19 protein-coding genes and 1 other annotated feature (1 of these 20 only partly in view) are annotated in these 17,991 nt (G+C 48.6%); all 19 genes read right to left on the bottom strand.

The window, feature by feature from the left end; genetic code table 11:
- Positions 1–148 (bottom strand) — a binding site (T-box leader) (it extends 132 nt beyond the left edge of the window).
- Positions 149–321: 173 nt separating this feature from the next.
- Positions 322–831 carry a DivIVA domain-containing protein gene (locus BAZ21_RS15120; RefSeq protein WP_007431174.1) on the bottom strand — a complete coding sequence of 170 codons (510 nt, stop codon included), beginning with the start codon at positions 829–831 and terminating at the stop codon, positions 322–324.
- A 172-nt stretch (positions 832–1,003) separates the two neighbouring features.
- On the bottom strand, positions 1,004–1,786 hold the full coding sequence (locus tag BAZ21_RS15115) for a YlmH family RNA-binding protein (protein ID WP_068502205.1): 783 nt from the start codon (positions 1,784–1,786) through the stop codon (positions 1,004–1,006).
- Positions 1,787–1,794: 8 nt separating this feature from the next.
- Positions 1,795–2,049, bottom strand: coding sequence for a YggT family protein (locus BAZ21_RS15110; protein WP_068502202.1), 255 nt, complete (start codon positions 2,047–2,049; stop codon positions 1,795–1,797).
- Between the two features lie 5 nt (positions 2,050–2,054).
- Positions 2,055–2,507: a cell division protein SepF gene (locus tag BAZ21_RS15105; RefSeq protein ID WP_010345429.1), complete on the bottom strand. Its 453-nt coding sequence runs from the start codon at positions 2,505–2,507 to the stop codon at positions 2,055–2,057.
- Entirely contained in the window at positions 2,498–3,199 is a 702-nt protein-coding gene (locus BAZ21_RS15100) for a YggS family pyridoxal phosphate-dependent enzyme (protein WP_068502199.1), read from the bottom strand. The genes BAZ21_RS15105 and BAZ21_RS15100 overlap by 10 nt, the downstream gene beginning before the upstream one ends.
- An 8-nt stretch (positions 3,200–3,207) precedes the next feature.
- A complete protein-coding gene (gene pgeF / locus BAZ21_RS15095; RefSeq protein WP_068502196.1) occupies positions 3,208–4,092 on the bottom strand; it encodes a peptidoglycan editing factor PgeF in 885 nt (294 codons plus the stop codon).
- An 80-nt stretch (positions 4,093–4,172) separates the two neighbouring features.
- The gene (locus tag BAZ21_RS15090; protein ID WP_176718155.1) at positions 4,173–4,514 is read right to left on the bottom strand and encodes a YlmC/YmxH family sporulation protein; all 342 of its coding nucleotides are present in this window, start codon (positions 4,512–4,514) and stop codon (positions 4,173–4,175) included.
- 111 nt (positions 4,515–4,625) lie between these two features.
- Positions 4,626–5,408 carry an RNA polymerase sporulation sigma factor SigG gene (sigG, locus tag BAZ21_RS15085; RefSeq protein ID WP_007431182.1) on the bottom strand — a complete coding sequence of 261 codons (783 nt, stop codon included), beginning with the start codon at positions 5,406–5,408 and terminating at the stop codon, positions 4,626–4,628.
- A gap of 96 nt (positions 5,409–5,504) precedes the next feature.
- Complete coding sequence (sigE, locus tag BAZ21_RS15080; RefSeq protein ID WP_068502347.1) at positions 5,505–6,245, bottom strand: RNA polymerase sporulation sigma factor SigE; 741 nt, start codon at positions 6,243–6,245, stop codon at positions 5,505–5,507.
- A 53-nt stretch (positions 6,246–6,298) separates the two neighbouring features.
- Positions 6,299–7,312, bottom strand: coding sequence for a sigma-E processing peptidase SpoIIGA (gene spoIIGA, locus BAZ21_RS15075; protein ID WP_068502190.1), 1,014 nt, complete (start codon positions 7,310–7,312; stop codon positions 6,299–6,301).
- Between the two features lie 187 nt (positions 7,313–7,499).
- On the bottom strand, positions 7,500–8,621 hold the full coding sequence (gene ftsZ / locus BAZ21_RS15070; protein WP_068502188.1) for a cell division protein FtsZ: 1,122 nt from the start codon (positions 8,619–8,621) through the stop codon (positions 7,500–7,502).
- 68 nt (positions 8,622–8,689) lie between these two features.
- The gene (ftsA, locus tag BAZ21_RS15065) at positions 8,690–9,961 is read right to left on the bottom strand and encodes a cell division protein FtsA (RefSeq protein WP_068502185.1); all 1,272 of its coding nucleotides are present in this window, start codon (positions 9,959–9,961) and stop codon (positions 8,690–8,692) included.
- Positions 9,962–10,160: 199 nt separating this feature from the next.
- Positions 10,161–10,925 (bottom strand): cell division protein FtsQ/DivIB, encoded by a 765-nt coding sequence (locus tag BAZ21_RS15060; RefSeq protein WP_068502183.1) that lies wholly within the window; start codon positions 10,923–10,925, stop codon positions 10,161–10,163.
- Positions 10,926–10,981: 56 nt separating this feature from the next.
- The gene (gene murA, locus BAZ21_RS15055; protein ID WP_176718154.1) at positions 10,982–12,292 is read right to left on the bottom strand and encodes a UDP-N-acetylglucosamine 1-carboxyvinyltransferase; all 1,311 of its coding nucleotides are present in this window, start codon (positions 12,290–12,292) and stop codon (positions 10,982–10,984) included.
- Entirely contained in the window at positions 12,282–13,187 is a 906-nt protein-coding gene (murB, locus tag BAZ21_RS15050) for a UDP-N-acetylmuramate dehydrogenase (protein WP_068502180.1), read from the bottom strand. Before murB ends, murA begins: the two co-directional genes overlap by 11 nt.
- A 146-nt stretch (positions 13,188–13,333) precedes the next feature.
- Complete coding sequence (murG, locus tag BAZ21_RS15045) at positions 13,334–14,443, bottom strand: undecaprenyldiphospho-muramoylpentapeptide beta-N-acetylglucosaminyltransferase (RefSeq protein WP_068502177.1); 1,110 nt, start codon at positions 14,441–14,443, stop codon at positions 13,334–13,336.
- 6 nt (positions 14,444–14,449) lie between these two features.
- Positions 14,450–15,547 carry a stage V sporulation protein E gene (gene spoVE / locus BAZ21_RS15040; RefSeq protein ID WP_010345414.1) on the bottom strand — a complete coding sequence of 366 codons (1,098 nt, stop codon included), beginning with the start codon at positions 15,545–15,547 and terminating at the stop codon, positions 14,450–14,452.
- Positions 15,548–15,596: 49 nt separating this feature from the next.
- Positions 15,597–17,018, bottom strand: coding sequence for a UDP-N-acetylmuramoyl-L-alanine--D-glutamate ligase (murD, locus tag BAZ21_RS15035; protein ID WP_068502175.1), 1,422 nt, complete (start codon positions 17,016–17,018; stop codon positions 15,597–15,599).
- 4 nt (positions 17,019–17,022) lie between these two features.
- Positions 17,023–17,991 carry a phospho-N-acetylmuramoyl-pentapeptide-transferase gene (gene mraY / locus BAZ21_RS15030; protein ID WP_068502173.1) on the bottom strand — a complete coding sequence of 323 codons (969 nt, stop codon included), beginning with the start codon at positions 17,989–17,991 and terminating at the stop codon, positions 17,023–17,025.

Genomic DNA, 17,991 nt, shown 5'->3' with positions numbered 1-17,991 from the left:
TGATTGCTTACACACGCCGTAAAAATCAAGCGCTTCAGCTCACTTCTCCGGGAGGATCTTCGGTCATGTTCTGAACGTTGGCTTGCACCAAGTGGCCAACTCTCTGAGGAACAAATCATGACGTACTCGTTCCCATCAACGAATTACACATGTTAAATTCATCGGTGTATTGAATCAGCAGTATCCCCGCTGACTTGAATAACAACCCTTAACCGATACACGGATAGCGGTTGATATTCAGTATAGTATTTACAGTTATAGCCTGTTTACAGATAAAAGTCAACCCTGACAATGCCTAATAAGCGCTGTCAGAAATGACTATTAATAAATTTCCTTCATTTCACGCTCGCGCTCCAGCACTTCACGTTCCCGGTTTTCAAGCGCTTCCCACCCGTCCTGACTTAACAGGTCAAGCTGCGCTTCCACCAGAGTCCGAAAACGCGCCCGGTAAATCGAAGCCTGCTTCTTCAGTTCCTCAACCTCCAACGCGATTTTACGGGATTTGGCCAATGCCTCATTCACAATGCGATCGGCATTTTTCTCCGCTTCCTTCACGATTAGCTGAGATTCTTTCTTGGCGTTGTTACGAACTTCATCTGCCGCTTCCTGCGCCACGATAATCGTCTTGCTCAACGTATCTTCAATCGTCGCGAAATGGTCAAGCTTCTCCTGTACGTTCAGCAACTCAGTGCTCAGCTCTTTATTTTCACGAATAACAGCTTCATAATCCTTGATCACCTGATCCAAAAATTCATTGACCTGATCCTCATCATAACCGCGAAGCCGGCGGGCAAATTCCTTATTATGTATATCCAATGGCGTTAATGGCATGCCGTCCACCTCCTATAAGATTGACAAAAAATACATATTCCGCGTCACGACGCTCACTATCATCTATCGGTCATCATACCCCGTTTTGTGAATACTGTACAGAGCAAAATCGTTCCAGCTCTACCCTTTAGCTTAATTTTTTCGACATAAAACTCGTGAATCCTGCCTCCAGCTATACAAACTTACCGATTTTGACACGGAATCTTCCCTTTTTTGTCATCCCGTCCGTTTCGAGCACTTTGAAACGCCCAAAACCCTGCATAGAAATAACGTCTCCAACCTTAAGTAAAGTAGATGGATTCTCTTCCACTTTCCAATTGACCCGGCATCGTCCGGCCCGGATTGGAGTTAGAATTTTGCTTCGGCTCAGCTTGTACACGTCACTGGCGATACCGTCCAGACGCAAAGAAGCCACCGTCAAATCCAACGGCTCCAGTTCAGCTTCCTTTGTCCGCAGGCTTTCTGAAGGCAGCAGTTCTGTCCATACATGGACACGATGAACCTGCTGTAAATGCAGCATAATGAAATCACTGATTTCTGAAGCTACCAATACATGACATCCATCATCCAGCACATGAATATCACCGATTTTTCCACGCTTGATTCCAAGTCCCAATATAGCCCCCAAATAATCACCGTGCTCCAGTGTACTAATTTTATGATCATCTGAGCTGATCGAAAGAACCCGAATCCCCATATCCTCATCGTCTAAATATGAATAATCGGGCGCAATCAGCGCCCGCTTTCGTTCCGAAGCCTCGTAGCCGCCATCTACCCTGATCGTGACCTTATCTTCCTTCGAAGATAGGGTCTCCAATATGTACAGTTGGCGCGGATCCAAAAAATCAGTCAGCTTCTGCTCATGATATGCTCCTGCATAACTGATCCATTCGGAAGCGCGATCCACATAATCCCGTTCATCCGGGTGAAAATGCTCATAAATCTCGGTTCGCATGAGTCCTCCTAGACGAAATTGCCAATTAAAGAAATCAAACCATACGACGCAAAACGCAGAGCAATCAGCGCCACAATTGGTGAAATATCAATCATCCCGATTGGCGGGATGAACCTGCGAAAAGGAGACAAATAAGGCTCCACGCACTTGGCAAGCAAATCACCAATCACACTCTCTCTGGCATTAGGAAGCCATGACATCAGCACGTACGCAATGATCATATAAGAATAAATCTGAAACAGCCAGTAAATGACTTCGCTCAAAAAACTCACCTCATTCTGTTAAATTCTTGTTCAGTGTCAGCCAGTATCTCCGTAATAGACCCTTGAATTTCAACCGTGTCCGGAGTACATAGAAAAATGTTGTTGCCGACCTTGGAAATGCCACCACTTAGCGCATACACGGTACCACTCAAAAAATCAATAATCCGCAAGGCCTGATCCTTGCGAATTCGTTGCAGATTGACTACGACGGTACGATGGGAACGGATATGGTCGGCAATTTCCTGTGCTTCATCGTAAGATCGCGGCTCATACAGAACAACTTTCACATTTTTCTGTGAATGGATACTGACAACATTATTGCCCTTCTGGTTCTTACGTTTATCAAAGCTTGGGGTTTCAATTTCTTGCTCTTCCGGCGTATTCATAATCTCTCGCTCAATAACTTCCTCTTCTTCCTGAAGCCCCAGAAAGTTCATAAACTTATTCATTACGCCCAATGGAAATCCTCCTCTCGTCCGACCAGTACGGAACCAAGCCGCAGCCAGGTCGCTCCTTCCTCAACCGCTACCTCAAAATCGTTGGACATCCCCATGGACAAGTGAACGATAGGCTCTCTTGTCAGGGCTTGTCCATTTAGCGTATCACGCAATTCGCGCAATCCACGAAACACAGGCCGAGTTTTTTCCGGGTCTTCCTCATGAGGAGCCATCGTCATCAAGCCGATGACGTCCACATGCTCCAGCTCACGAATTTGTTCCAGGAAGGGAGCGACCGCCTCAGGGGACAAACCGTATTTGGAAATTTCCCCAGAGATATTAACTTGCACAAAGGCTTTGACTTTTACTCCAAAAGCGGCAGCCTTCTTTTCCAACTCCTGAGCCAGTGATAGACGATCCAGCGAATGAATAAACTCAAATCTCCCAATCACATCTTTAACCTTATTGGTTTGCAGATGACCAATAAAATGCCACGTTCCCCGGTCACCCAGCTTGCTCCATTTATCCGCAGCATCCTGCCAGCGATTTTCGCCTACATGCTCCAATCCGCCGTCCAATACCGATTCCATTGTCGCAGCCGAAATATATTTCGTGACAGCGATCACATTCACTTCATCACGTGAGCGTCCACTGCGAGCACATGCTGCTTCTATACGGGCGTTCACCTCTTTAATCCGTTCCTCCAAAGACACGGGAGGACTCACCTCTCTTCCAGACCAATCCAGCTCGCCATTCTCCCTGTAACGCCGCCTTCCTTGCGATATGAAAAAAACAAATCGCTACGGCTACTCGTACATAAGGTAGTACATTCGATATGGCTCGGCAATATTCCTGCTTTCATCATAATGTGTCGATTGCATTGTTTCAAGTCAAGCAGCGTTTTGCCGCCAGTTAACGGGAAATAGACGGAGCCTTCCCAATCATCATTACCCGGGCAATCATGCTCTAAAACCCGGATTTGGCTCATCACATGCTCATCCACCTCATAAGCTTCAGGGCCGATGGAAGGGCCAATGGCTGCCAGCAAATCAGATGGACGTGATCCAAATTCGTTCTGCATGGTTTGCACCATTTTCAGGGCAATCTCTGCCACGGTTCCCTTCCAGCCCGCATGCGCCAGCCCAATTACACGCCGCACCGGATCACAAAAGTATAACGGTACACAGTCCGCATAAAAGGATGTCAGTAAAATACCCGGCACATCTGTCAAAAGTCCGTCTGTATCCTGGAAAGCAGATGCACGATCCCTAAAGCCGCGTCCGCGGTCAGCAGCTTTGACGACAGCAACATGATTGCCATGAACTTGCTCACCGCACGTCCATGCTTCAGCAGCAAAGCCAAGCTGCTCTGCAATCAGTTGTCGGTTGCGGATCACTTTCTCCGGTTCATCCCCTACATGAAACGCACAATTCAGACTGTCGTACGACACCTCGCTAACACCGCCATGACGTCCTGTAAAACCTGCTGTCAAGCCCTGAACCTTCCGTTTCCAGGATTGAATATATAACAACTCCGGCACGGGACGTGCGCCATCTTCCATGGATGCAGGCCCCGTGGCCACGGTATTCACTACAAACGGTTCCATTTGTCTCACCTCTACTGCCCAGTGTACCAAAAAGCTGTCGCCGTGTCTTCACAAGCAGCTAAAATACATAACCCTACTGCTCAGAAGCCCCGGCGTTCACTCCGCTCCTGGCGTTCGATATACAGCTTTTCCTCCCCTGTAACTGGCTCATCCAGTCCTTCCAATCGTACAAGCACTACATCCGAACCGATCTTGACAATATTTCGCCATGGAATGACCAATTCGTTCCCCCCTCCAAACCAGCCCATAAACCGGCTGTTACCCGGAACCACAACGGCTTCAATTTTTCCCAGTCGTACATCAATCTCCAAATCGCTGATTTGTCCCAGTCGTCGTCCATCTACAATGTTAATGACATCCTTGGTTTGGAACTCGGAAATTTTCATCGCCCTTACCGACGTTTCCGGCGCATTCACACGCATCACATCCTTTATTTCACTATATGTGCGGGAGAACCTAAAAAATGTCCAATAAACGGAAAAACGATCCACGTAGGATCGTTTTTATCGCAGTCATTCAGGCCATTCATTTCGTTAGGATTTTACGTGCTTTTGCATTTGTTGAATAGCCGATTTCTCTAATCTTGAAACCTGGGCTTGAGAGATGCCGATCTCGTCGGCAACCTCCATTTGCGTCTTTCCTTCATAAAAACGCATGGACAATATCATCTTTTCACGCTGGCCCAGGCGATGCATCGCTTCCCGCAGAGCGATCTCCTCAATCCATGAGACGTCTTTGTTTCTGTCATCACTGATCTGATCCATCACATAGATTGGGTCGCCCCCGTCGTGATATATCGGCTCGAACAGCGAAACTGGATCCTGAATCGCATCCAATGCAAACACAACGTCTTCTTTGGGCACATTCAGCGCCTCTGAAATTTCAAAAATCGTCGGTTCGCGCGAGTTCAAATTCGTCAGACTATCCCGCACCTGAAGCGCCTTATATGCAATATCCCGTAACGAACGCGATACACGAATCGGATTGTTATCCCGCAAGTAACGGCGTATCTCTCCGATAATCATCGGAACCGCATAAGTGGAGAACTTCACGTTTTGCGAAAGGTCAAAATTATCAATCGCCTTCATCAGGCCGATGCAGCCTACCTGAAACAAATCATCCACAAACTCTCCCCGATTGTTGAACCGCTGAATTACACTCAGGACGAGTCGGAGATTGCCATTGACCAATTTTTCTCTGGCTGATCGTTCATTATTTTGCTGAAGTGATGTGAACAGCTCACGCATTTCTGCATTGGTTAATACCGGCAGTTTGGCGGTATCCACACCGCAAATTTCCACTTTGTTTCGGGTCATCGTGTCTTACCTCCCAAGGAGCAACATTAATGTACATTATCTCCTGAGGGCGTTTTTTTATTCGCCGTTTCCATCGCTTCCGGATATACCCAAACGTTATACCATTTTGTTAAATTCTTTTCGTAAGCGCTTTATAATTCGTTTTTCCAGTCGCGAAATATACGATTGCGAGATGCCCAGCAGGTCAGCAACATCCTTCTGTGTCTTCTCTTCTCCGTCCTGCAAGCCGAAGCGCAGCTCCATAATTAAACGCTCTCGATCTGTCAACTTATCCAGCGCCTTATGCAATAATTTGCGGTCTACCTGCTCCTCAATATTACGGTAAATGGTATCATTTTCCGTTCCCATCACGTCGGAAAGCAATAATTCATTACCATCCCAATCAATATTCAGGGGCTCGTCAAATGAAACCTCTGTTCTCGTTTTGCTATTGCGCCGCAAATACATCAAAATTTCATTTTCAATGCATCTTGAAGCATAAGTCGCAAGCTTGATTTTCTTTTCAGGATCAAAGGTGTTAACCGCTTTGATCAGTCCAATGGCACCTATGGATACAAGATCCTCAATGTTGATCCCCGTATTTTCAAATTTACGGGCAATATACACGACCAACCGCAAATTCCGTTCGATGAGCATGGATCGTACCGCTGCTTCTCCAGAAGAAAGCTTTCCGAGCAAATACTCTTCCTCGTCTCTCGTCAGCGGTGGGGGGAGCGCCTCGCTGCCGCCAATATAATAAATTTCTTCACTTTTTAAGCCAAACAAAAATAAAATACGATAATATTGCAATTGCAAGGCTAGCCTGATTTTCATTTTTAATTTCAACTGTTCCCGCATAACCTTCTCCCCCTTTTGAATTTGAAAATAGTGCAAACTCTCATTCGTCTCCATCAGGCCTCATTCTGTACCCGTACCCCACTATCCTGAGCCGGTAAATGCTTGCTAAGACGTGCATCCCCCTTCTGGCTCATATCAGCATGCCCTTCTTCATGTGCCGTCACATCCGGGTGAATAATCGCACGGTATTGGCCCTCAGCCGACAAGGTCCCCCCATCCAAACCAATCAGCACTCGATCCTGTACATAACGAGCCCCATTCATAATCACCTCCACACGATCGGGTTTGAGTGCGAGCATAAAGGAATGGCTGCGGTTGATCCCTCGATAGGGAACAAGGCGGACACGATCCTGCCAGCTGAACGATTCGTCCCCCAGTTCCATCACCAGCTGATCAACATTCCCCTCAGCACATTTTTGGAGCCAGGAGGAGGGCAGATACCCTTCCCACAAGGCCGCCTCCATCACCATGACCGGGATTCGGGTCAAAGGATCATACAGTTGGTTGCCTGTATCCAGCAAGCCTGTACACTCAATATAATCCTGCCCGATCCACACCTGCACTTCCCCCAAAAAACCACTCATCCTTTCTGTACGCTGCTTTGAGGATTGTACAATACGAAAGAAAAGCATCACTCCGACAAATGCGCATAAAATAAACCAGAATGCAATTTTCAACTCAAAGGACATTCCACCCGAAGCGGTATACCAGATGCCATTAAACAATTCCCCCGTATTTTGGAGAAAATAATGCATCCCCAAAATTCCGCCTGCAGCTACAAAATTGATCATGTAAAAAGCACCCATTGTACGAAGATACTTCTGCATGCTGCCATATCCAAAAGCCACCAGCAGCATAATGACCGATAATGCAAATTTGATCAGAAACGTAAATAAAAAGGACAGCTCTGGCACAAACATCATGACCACGTACATTGCACCGATTACAGCCGAAAAAAACAGCCGCCACCACACTGGACGGATTTTTCTCATCCAAGCGGTGACCATCAGCAATACAGCATCAATGAACAAATTGGTCAAAAAAATCAAATCGATATAAACAACCAAGGGTTCACCCGCCCAGCATTTGCAGGATAGGCTTAAGTATAGTAGTCATGCTGTTCAAAGTCTGTCTAACGGTGGGGACGGCGATCGACTAATTTTGTCGGAAAGAGGAGAAGCTCCGGGAGCGCGGGTAGGGAAAACACAAAGAAGCCCGCATCTCCAAGGAGAATACGGGCTCTCTGATTTCAAACTAGTTATCGTTATTATTGCGTGAACGGTTACGTAAGAATGTCGGAATATCCAATTGGTCACTGCTTTGAGTATTACCAAATGGACGCAAGTTAGGAGAGCCTTTTTCCGTCGATTCGGAAGCCGCCGGATTAGCTGCCGGTCTACGTCCCGGTGCCGGTTGGCTTGGCTTACCTTCAAAGCCTGTTGCGATGACGGTAACCTTAATCTCTTCTTTCAACTCTTCGTCAATGATGGCACCGAAAATCATGTTAACCTCCGGATCGGAAGCCGAGGTTACAATTTCAGCCGCCTCATTGACCTCGTACAGAGACAGATTGACGCCGCCAGTGATGTTCATAATTACACCACGAGCACCTTCAATAGACGTCTCCAGCAACGGGCTCATGATAGCCTTGCGTGCTGCTTCAGCCGCACGATTTTCACCAGTTGCTTCGCCGATTCCCATCAAAGCAGAGCCACGCTCCGTCATGATCGTTTTTACGTCAGCAAAATCAAGGTTGATCAGACCCGGTACAGCGATCAGGTCCGAAATACCTTGTACCGCCTGGCGCAGAACATTGTCCGCTTCACGGAACGCTTCCAGCATTGGGGTTTTCTTGTCCACAATTTCAAGCAGGCGGTCATTCGGGATTACAATCAAGGTGTCTACCTTTTCTTTTAATCCCTCAATGCCGAGTTCAGCTTGATTGGAGCGCTTACGCCCTTCAAACGTGAATGGTCGTGTTACCACGCCCACTGTCAACGCACCGCATTCCTTGGCAATTTCAGCAATGACAGGAGCCGCTCCGGTTCCTGTACCGCCACCCATACCCGCCGTAACGAATACCATATCGGCACCTTTGAGCGTGTTCATAATGAGCTCACGCGACTCCTCAGCCGCTTTTTTACCCACATCCGGGTTAGCACCGGCACCCAAGCCGCGAGTCAGCTTATCGCCAATCTGAAGCTTATGCTCAGACTTCGCTAAATGAAGTGCCTGGGCATCTGTATTGACAGTAATGAACTCTACACCTTGAACACCATTTTCGATCATCCGGTTAACCGCATTGCTGCCGCCACCGCCGACGCCGATCACTTTAATTTGAGCCAAGCTCTCCATTTCAAAATCAAATTCCAACATACTATTCCATCTCCCCCTCAATGTGCATGGATGGCCCGTCCATGATTGGCATATTTAGCAATGAACGTTTATATAAATTCACTGAACATATTTTTTAAGCGTTCAATCAACCCCTGCTTTTGCTCGCCTTCCGCGGTAGGACTGCTGCTTTTGGTTCGGTTGGTTGGCTTCTTGGTGCTTCCGCCACCGCTGCTAACGCTTGTTGATCTTCCACGATAGTAACGAATGGCATTATGCAAGATGCCAACTCCGCTCGTGTAGCCTGGATCCCTTACACCGATAAAATCAGGTACGGCGATCCTTACGGAAGCGGCCAGTTCGCTTTGTGCCACCTGAAGTACACCAGGCATGGAGACGGTGCCTCCGGTAAGTATATACCCCCCCGGAAGCTCTGTGTAACCCAAGCGCTTAACCTCCGCCTGAATGAGTTGAAAAATTTCCTGCACTCTAGGCTCAATAATAGCAGCCAAATCCTGCTGGTTAAACTCTTTATCGACATTACTGCCGATTCGGGTTACTTTAAAGACGACATCGGCTGCCGCATCATCATACCATGCGCAGCCGTATTTGAGCTTTACTTTTTCGGCTTGATCGGTAAGAGTCCTCAGTCCGTAGGCAATATCATTGGTTACAAATTCTCCGCCAATTGGAAGTGTTGATGTGGCAACAATCGATCCTTCCTGGAAAATAGCAACATTCGTAGAACCTGCACCAATATCCACCAGCACCGAGCCCATCACCTTTTCATCCTTTGAAAGAGACAATTGCCCAGCCCCGAGTGGCAGCAGCACCAGATCTTTGATCCTCAAGCCGGCTTTCTCCACACAGCGCAACAGGTTATGTATCGGGGTCTTGCCTCCAGTAACAATCGTAGCCTCTACTTCGAGACGAACTCCGATCATACCGCGTGGGTCCTGAATTCCTTCAAGGCCATCCACGACATACTGCTTGGCTACCACGTCAATGATTTCTCTCTCCGGTGGTACGGCAATAACTTCAGCTGCTTTCAGTACACGCTCAATGTCCTCCTCACCGATTTCTCGGTCCTCGTTGGACACGGCTACTACGCCATGACTATTTTGCAGACCAATATGGTTGCCTGAAATCCCCACATACACTTCTGTTATTTGAATACCAACCATGCGCTCTGCGTGATCCACGGCGTTACGGATTGATTGCACGGTTTGATCAATGTCTACTATTGCACCTTTGCGAATCCCTTCCGAGTCGGCAGATCCAACTCCAATAATATTAAAGGTTCCATTATTCATTTCCCCAATAATAGCCCGAACTTTGGATGTACCGATGTCCAAACTAACAATGATGTCATTGTTGCTCAAGTCTGTGGCACCTCCTGACTCCAAAATGAATTTCGTTCTTTGAACACACACTGTACATATTCAACATACTCCATGCTTTCCCTCTTTTTTCTACAAATTTTTTAGAAGCCAATTTATGGTTGCAGTCAAATAAAAATTCGAAGAAAAAAGAAGGAGGCAAGTCTATTACCCATAAAATTAATTCTAACATTTTTTCACATCACTGAGTAGTGTCTTTTTCTTGTCCCTCTTCACTCGTATCCGGCTTGAACGGAACGTAAGAATCCGCCGCCAGCATGGTGACCAGACCGGGGTCTTCTGTTTCCAGCACCTGATTCAAATAGCTGATTTTAGAGTTCAGCAGCGAGACGGTTGTTATCACCTCAAACTGGGAGCGTGTATACATTTTTATGCGGTCCGGAAAAGAAGGAATCGGCGCAGGAATGATTTCCGAAATATCGGCTGTCCACTCTCCCGGAATACGTGATAACGCATCACACAGCTTCGCTTTATACGGATCATCCGATTTCCATTTGGTTAAAATCGGCTTCTCAACAGCTATTCCGCTGCTGCCCACGCCTACGCTTGACCCGTTTGCCAGAATTGCTCGCAGGCTGCCATCACTCTGCAACTCATAAGCGACCGTAGCAAACTCTTTAATGTGAACAGAAATGACACCCGGAAACTGCTTGTCCACCGTGACTTGCTGAATCGACTGAATTTCCCGCAGCTTTTCAGAAATGTCAGATGAACTAACTCCAAAATACTGGTCCCCGACAGCCAGACCGCTTCGATTTAGAAGCTGCTCTCGGGTCGAAAATACATTACCATCAAAACGGATTTCAGAAACCCGACTTAACGAAGAACGGAAAAAGAGAACAGCGAGTAACACAATGAACAATAAAATGAGAAGAACGGCAATCTTCCGGCTTGTTCTTTTTTTCGTTTTATTCTTTTTAAGAACAGGTATTTGAGCATTTGGCATAGCTTCTCTCCACAAAAGCCTTTTGTCCCCCCGCTGACGGAGGGACGTTCCAGGCATTAATTTACGAAATCCAGCTGCTCCGGCACCGGAGACTGGCGAATCATTAAGGCACCCAGTCCCTGGAAAAGACGTTCGATCCGGTCGTACCCTCTGTCAATGTGGTGAACCTGCTCAACAATGGTACGTCCCTGAGCAGCCAGCCCCGCTATAACCAGCGCAGCCCCTGCCCGCAGATCGGTAGCCTCTACCGTAGCCCCGTACAGACGAGAAACTCCTCTTATAAAGGCAGCATTCGCATCGACCGTAATATCGGCTCCCATCACATTTAATTCATCCACATGTTTGAATCTGCTTTCGAAAACGGTCTCTTTCATGACACTGAAGCCGTCCGCCAAAGAAAGCAGAACCATGACTTGAGACTGCAAATCGGTTGGAAAAGATGGGTAAGGTGAAGTAACAATCCTCTCCACCGCTTTGGGGCGGCTCATACAACTTATGGTCATTATATCATTCAGGATGCCGATTTGAACACCAGCCCGCCTAAGGACATGAATCAGTGCGGACAAGTGGGAGGGATTACAGTGTGTCAATGACACACTACCACGTGTAGCGGCAGCTGCGATCATAACCGTTCCTGCTACAATACGGTCCGGAATGACCTCATACGTACACGGATTCAGGCTACTGACCCCCGTAATTGTAATCGTGCCTGTTCCTGCACCGATAATATGGGCACCCATGGCATTCAGGAAGTTTTGAAGATCCTGAATCTCCGGCTCCCTCGCTGCGTTGGTGATCGTTGTTCGTCCTTCAGCCAACACGGCAGCCATCATAATATTTTCCGTTGCCCCTACACTAGGAAAATCCATATGGATGTCAGAGCCGGTCAGCTTGCGGGCACGGAACGTAATTTGCTCGTCTTTTTCCTCGATCTCTGCACCAAGAGCCTTTAATCCCTCCAGATGAAGATCGATTTTACGCTCGCCTATAGCGCAGCCTCCCGGTTGGTAAATGGAAACTTCACCATATCTGGCGAGCAGGGGTCCCATGAGAAAGATCGATGAACGCATTTGCTTCATCAAATCTTCCGGGATTTGGAACGATCGGACGGACGACGTATCCACATATACCGTTTCCTCTTCATGTCGGCATTTACAGCCGAGTCTTTCAAGGATGTGCAGCATAACCTTAATGTCTAATAGATGGGGCACATTCCGAATTTCCACCTTACCTTGCGCGAGCAAACTTGCTGCAAGAATAGGCAGTGCCGCATTTTTTGCTCCATGGATACGTATGGTGCCTGACAGGGGACGGCCTCCCTCAATCACCAATTTGTCCAATGTATCACCTCCGAGTTTACCGCTCACCCACTACGAAAACCTCCGGAACTAGCTTGATGCCGGTTTGAGATGATATTGTACTTTGAATATGCTTCATTAGGGTAAGCACGTCCTCTGCTGTCGCTTGACCGGTATTTACAATGAAATTGGCGTGCTGTACAGATACTTCAGCGCCTCCCGCCTTCAAGCCCTTCAGACCTGCGCTTTCAATAAGCCGGGCGGCATAGTCTCCTGGCGGATTACGGAACACGCTTCCTGCGCAAGCTAACTGTAACGGCTGAGTCAGCCTGCGGCGGTCTTTAAAAGCCGTAAGCGCCGCTGAAATTTCCTCACGGTCGCCCCGCTTCATCTGAAATACTGCCTCTGTCACCATTCCACGCTGCTCATGCAGCACGGAGTGGCGATAGCTGAAACGCATGTCCTCGGCATCGTACATAGCCAATTCCCCTGTATCCAGCACAATCTCAGCGGACTGGAATATTTGTGACACATCAGACCCATGGGCACCGGCGTTCATGTAGACAGCCCCCCCGACTGATCCCGGGATACCTCCCGCAAATTCAAGGCCGGACAGCCCCTGCTTACTAGCCATAACACACAGTTTGACCAGTGACACGCCTCCGCCAGCAATGATCCGTTCATCCTCAAAAAGGACATAATCAAATCCCGGCCCCAGCTTGATCACAAGCCCCCGTATTCCTTTGTCGGAAACGAGCATGTTGGAGCCCCTCCCCAACTGCATCCAGGGGATACCGTGCTCACTGGCCAGCCGTAAAATCCTTGCCAGCTGCTCCTTGGTATCCGGGATGACAAGAGCATCCGCAGGGCCTCCAATCTTCCATGTCGTATATTTGGACAGCGGCTCATGCTCCAGCACTTTTCCGATATCATGCTCCGCTAATAATGGCATCCATTGCTGCATTGTACTGAAACCTCCTTGTTGCTTGCCCCCGCATAGTTATTAGGCTCTCACCTGACAACCGGCAGCCTGAGTGATGGTCACAATCTATAGGGTATCCTATGTCAATAGCGTCCAGTGTGTGACAACCGCCCAAACTGCCCTGCGGACTACCTTTTACGGGCAAGGCGTTCCATTTCTTTTACTAAAATATCTGCCGAGTCAGGCTTGCCAAGTGCAGACGCCGACTCTGCCATCCGGTTACGCAATGCTTCATCCTCCATAATTCCCGCAATGGTCTGAAACAGAGAAGAACCGCTCAATTCCTTTTCCACGATCATTACCGAAGCACCTGCCTTTTCAAGCGTGCGGGCATTGGCCTCCTGATGATTATTGGTCACATTAGGTGATGGAATCAGAATGGACGGAATACCCAACGATGTAATCTCGGCCAAGAAGGACGCACCAGCGCGATTAACGATTAAAGAGGTACAAGCCAGCACCTCTGGCATATTGTGAATATAGGGAAGCACGTGAAGATGATTGGGCAATGAGCCGATCTGATTCCGTATGCTGTCCAACGTCTGTTCATAGTAAGATTCACCAGTCACATATACAAAATGGACGTCTTTTAGTTGCGAAAGTTGCGGAGCCATGGCAATCATAGCATCATTAATAGCTTTCGCTCCCCTGCTACCACCTACCACAAGTACAACCGAACTATTCATCGGAACCCCGATCGTAGCAAAGCCTCGATCCCGGTTAGCCAAACGAACTGTCGTCGCGCGTGGATTCCCGGTATACAATACATTTTTGGCTTTGGGGAAAGCCCCTTCGGAGCCTTCAAAGCTAACGGCCACCGTATCCACATAGCGGCTCAGAAATGCATTGGTCAGGCCCGGAATCGCATTTTGCTCATGAATGATACTGGGTATGCCCAGCTTGGAAGCTGCATAGACGACAGGGCCGCATACATATCCCCCAGTGCCTATGACGATATCTGGCTTAAATTTTTTTAATAACGCTTTGGACCTGCGAACCCCCTGGAAAAAGCGCATGATCGTTTTTATATTTTCCAAGGACAAGCTGCGACGAAATCCTGTGATATCAATAGCCTCAAACGGAATTTTTTCCTGAGGAACCAGCTTGCTTTCGAGTCCTCGTTGACCGCCAATGTATAAAAATTCAGCGTCCGGATCAATCTCTTCGCACTGTCTGGCTACGGCCAGCGCCGGATAAATATGCCCTCCGGTACCGCCGCCGCTCAACACGACGCGCATAAACGTTCACCTCGCATAACGTGATAAATTCAATAAAATACCCAACGCAGTTAGCATCAGCGTCAGGGAAGAACCTCCATAGCTGATTAAGGGCAATGTTATTCCTGTCACAGGCATTAAGCCAATGACAACACCGATGTTAATGACAACCTGCACGGCGACCATTCCGACAATGCCTACTGCAAGCAAGCTGCCGTAGGTGTCCGGAATGGTAATAGCGACACGCATTCCTCTCCATACGAGTACCAGAAAGAGTCCCAGCACCGTCATTCCGCCGATAAACCCAAGCTCCTCCGCCAAAATAGAAAAGATAAAATCCGTCTGCGGCTCGGGAACATAACTGTATTTCTGCCGACTCATGCCAAGTCCCAGACCCGCCAGTCCACCAGGTCCAATGGCATATAGCGATTGAATAATTTGATAGCCTGCACCAAGCGGATCGGACCAAGGGTCCAGAAAAGCAGTAATCCGCTGGAGTCGATAAGGCGCAGCCGCGATCAGTGCAGCAAACCCTGCTGCCCCCGACAAGGCCAGCAGGCCAAGATGCTTCATACGCGCACCTGCCGTAAATACGATCAGCATGGACGCTCCCATCATCACTGTGCCTGTACCCAAATCGGGCTGCAGCATGATCAGGCCGAAGGCCAGTCCCATGAGTCCAAGCGGAGGCAATAGGCCACGCGTAAAAGAGCTAATATCATAATCCGCACGACTGAGCCATTGGGCGAGATAAAGAATCATGCCCAGCTTCATAAACTCGGAAGGCTGAATGCCGAAAGAGCTGATACCCAGCCAGCTCCGTGCTCCGCCTCTAACTACACCAATGCCGGGAATTAACACGGCAACCAGCAACGCGAGACAGATCAGCAGCACGACCTTGGCATATTTCTGCCAGATTCGATAGTCCGTTCGGGCAGTAAAATACATCGCTACAAGACCAAGCCCCGCAAAAAGCAATTGCCGTTTTACAAAATAGTAGGAGTCCCCGTACTCGTGAAAAGCGAGGACGGCGCCCGCGCTGTATACCATAATCATGCCGATGGCTAACAAGCTTACAATACAGACGAAAAGCCATATATCCGGCGCCGAACGAGATTGCTTCATCAGGAGGCCACCCCTTGCATAAAAGTAGGGGCTTATCCAACCCCCCTACTTACAATTTATGCGCCGCCTCTTTAAAAATACGTCCACGCTCTTCATAGGATCGGAACATATCCCAGCTTGCGCAAGCGGGTGAGAGTAATACCACATCTCCCGGCTCAGCAAATTCTGCCGCCTTGTTCACAGCCTCCACGAGCGTAGCGGCGGCGTCCTCCCCATTATCGACGACCTCGACATGCTCTATTCCGGCCTGATGAGCCCGATCTGCCAGCTTATGCCGTGTCTCACCCAAGAGCACAACAGCCTTTACACGCTCCTGCAGGGACGGTACAAGCTCCGTATAATCTGAGCCGCGATCCAACCCTCCGGCAATCAGTACAATGGGTTGCTTAAAGGAAGATAGGGCCATCATAGTCGCTTTGGAATTGGTTGCTTTGGAATTATTGTAATAGGCTGCTCCGGCATGCTCGATGACATATTCAAGCCGATGTTCTACACCGCGAAAAGCGCTTAAGGGTTCTGCCAGCTTCGCAGGCTCTGCGCCTGCGGCAATGGCTATTGCGCAAGCAGCTAGCGCATTTTCTACGTTAAAACGGCCCGGCAGGCCAATCTCGGCTACACCTATAATGGGATGCACCACCCCAAGGCTATCGCGATATACGATGCTTCGTTCGATATCATCCGTCACATCCGGTATGTATGGCGGGTCAGCAAACAACCCTTCCTGCAAACGTTCCGTCATCGAGAACGGAAGCAGCTTCGCCTTAATATAAGGCACAAGCTCCCGGCAGACCGGATCATCCCAGTTCACCACCGCTGTATCAGCGGACGTTTGATTGGCAAACAGACGTGCCTTGGATGCAACATAATCCACCATGCCTCCATGGTAGTCCAGATGTGTCTCAGCTACATTGAGCAAGCAAGCAACAGCAGGCTTAAAATCCTTTGTTCCTTTTAATTGAAAGCTGCTCAGCTCCACAACCATCCACTCATCTGTCTTGGCGTCCACAGCCGCCTCACATAATGGAGTTCCGATATTACCAGCCACGATCGGATTCATGCCAGCAGACTCCAACAGCTTGCCCACCCACGTGGTCGTGGTCGTCTTCCCATTGGAGCCAGTAATTCCGATGATCGGGGCTTTACACAGATGGTAGGCAACCTCAACTTCGGTCACAACCTCAATGCCGAGCTCGACAGCTTTCTGTACAGGCGGGGCGGTATAAGGGATGCCTGGATTTTTGACAACCAGCTTCACGCCCGGATGAATCAGTCCCTCCGGGTGCCCCCCGCATAAAACGGAAATTCCCAAAGCCTCTAATTCAGAAGCTTCGGGACATTGTTCCCTGTCTTTTTTATCATTAACGGTCAGCTTGGCTCCTGCCTGATGCAGCACCTTGGCAACCTGTACACCGCTTTTGGCCAGGCCTATAACGACAACTTCCTGATCTCGGTATGCGTCTGGATGATTCATTTGTCTACAACCCCTTGTTGAGATAAAGTCCGAGTCCTGCCAGCAGCAGTCCTACAGCCCAGAATGTGATAACTACGCGCCATTCGGACCAACCGGACAGCTCGAAATGATGGTGAATCGGGCTCATTTTGAAAATGCGTTTGCCACGTGTTTTAAAGGAAGCTACCTGCAAGACCACGGACAGCATTTCAATCACGAATACGCCACCGATAATAATGAATAAAATTTCGCTTTTCGTAACGATTGCGATGGCACCCATGGCGCCACCGATGCCCAGCGATCCCGTGTCGCCCATAAATACTTTGGCAGGGTGTGCATTGTATACAAGAAAACCAAGCACAGCACCAATCATCGCCGCCGAGCATACCGCAGCCGGAAGCGAGGTCGCCTGAATCGCGACAATGGCATAAGCGGCGAAGGCAATCGCACTGGTACCGGACAGCAGCCCGTCCAGCCCGTCTGTGAAATTGACAGCATTGCTGATCGCCAGCATCATGATAATGATGAACGGGTAGTAAAACCAGCCACCCCAATCAAATGACCATGAGGTACCCGGAATGCCGATGGCAGTACTATGATCATTGCTGAGCAAAAGCCAGCACATAATCCCGCCAAACAATAATTGTCCAAACAGCTTTTGGCGCGCCGTCAGACCCAGTGAGCGCTTGAATACAATTTTAATATAGTCATCCAAAAAGCCGATCAGCCCAAAGCCGAGCGTAGCGACCAATAAAACGTAAAAGTCCGTATTTTTGATAGCTGAAAACTTAAGAAAGGTCAGCGTAAAAGCCAGCAAAATCACGATACCGCCCATTGTAGGCGTACCTATCTTTTTAAGATGGCTTTGTGGCCCGTCATCCCGGACCTGCTGGCCGAATTTCATACGCCGCAGCAGCGGAATAAGCAGTGGAGCGGCAATGACCGCCAGTATAAACGATACGACGATCGTCAGCAGTAATAATTGAATATCCAT

The sequence above is a fragment of the Paenibacillus kribbensis genome (genome assembly GCF_001705305.1).
GTDB lineage: Bacteria > Bacillota > Bacilli > Paenibacillales > Paenibacillaceae > Paenibacillus > Paenibacillus kribbensis_B.
This window is presented reverse-complemented; position numbering and strand designations above follow the sequence as displayed.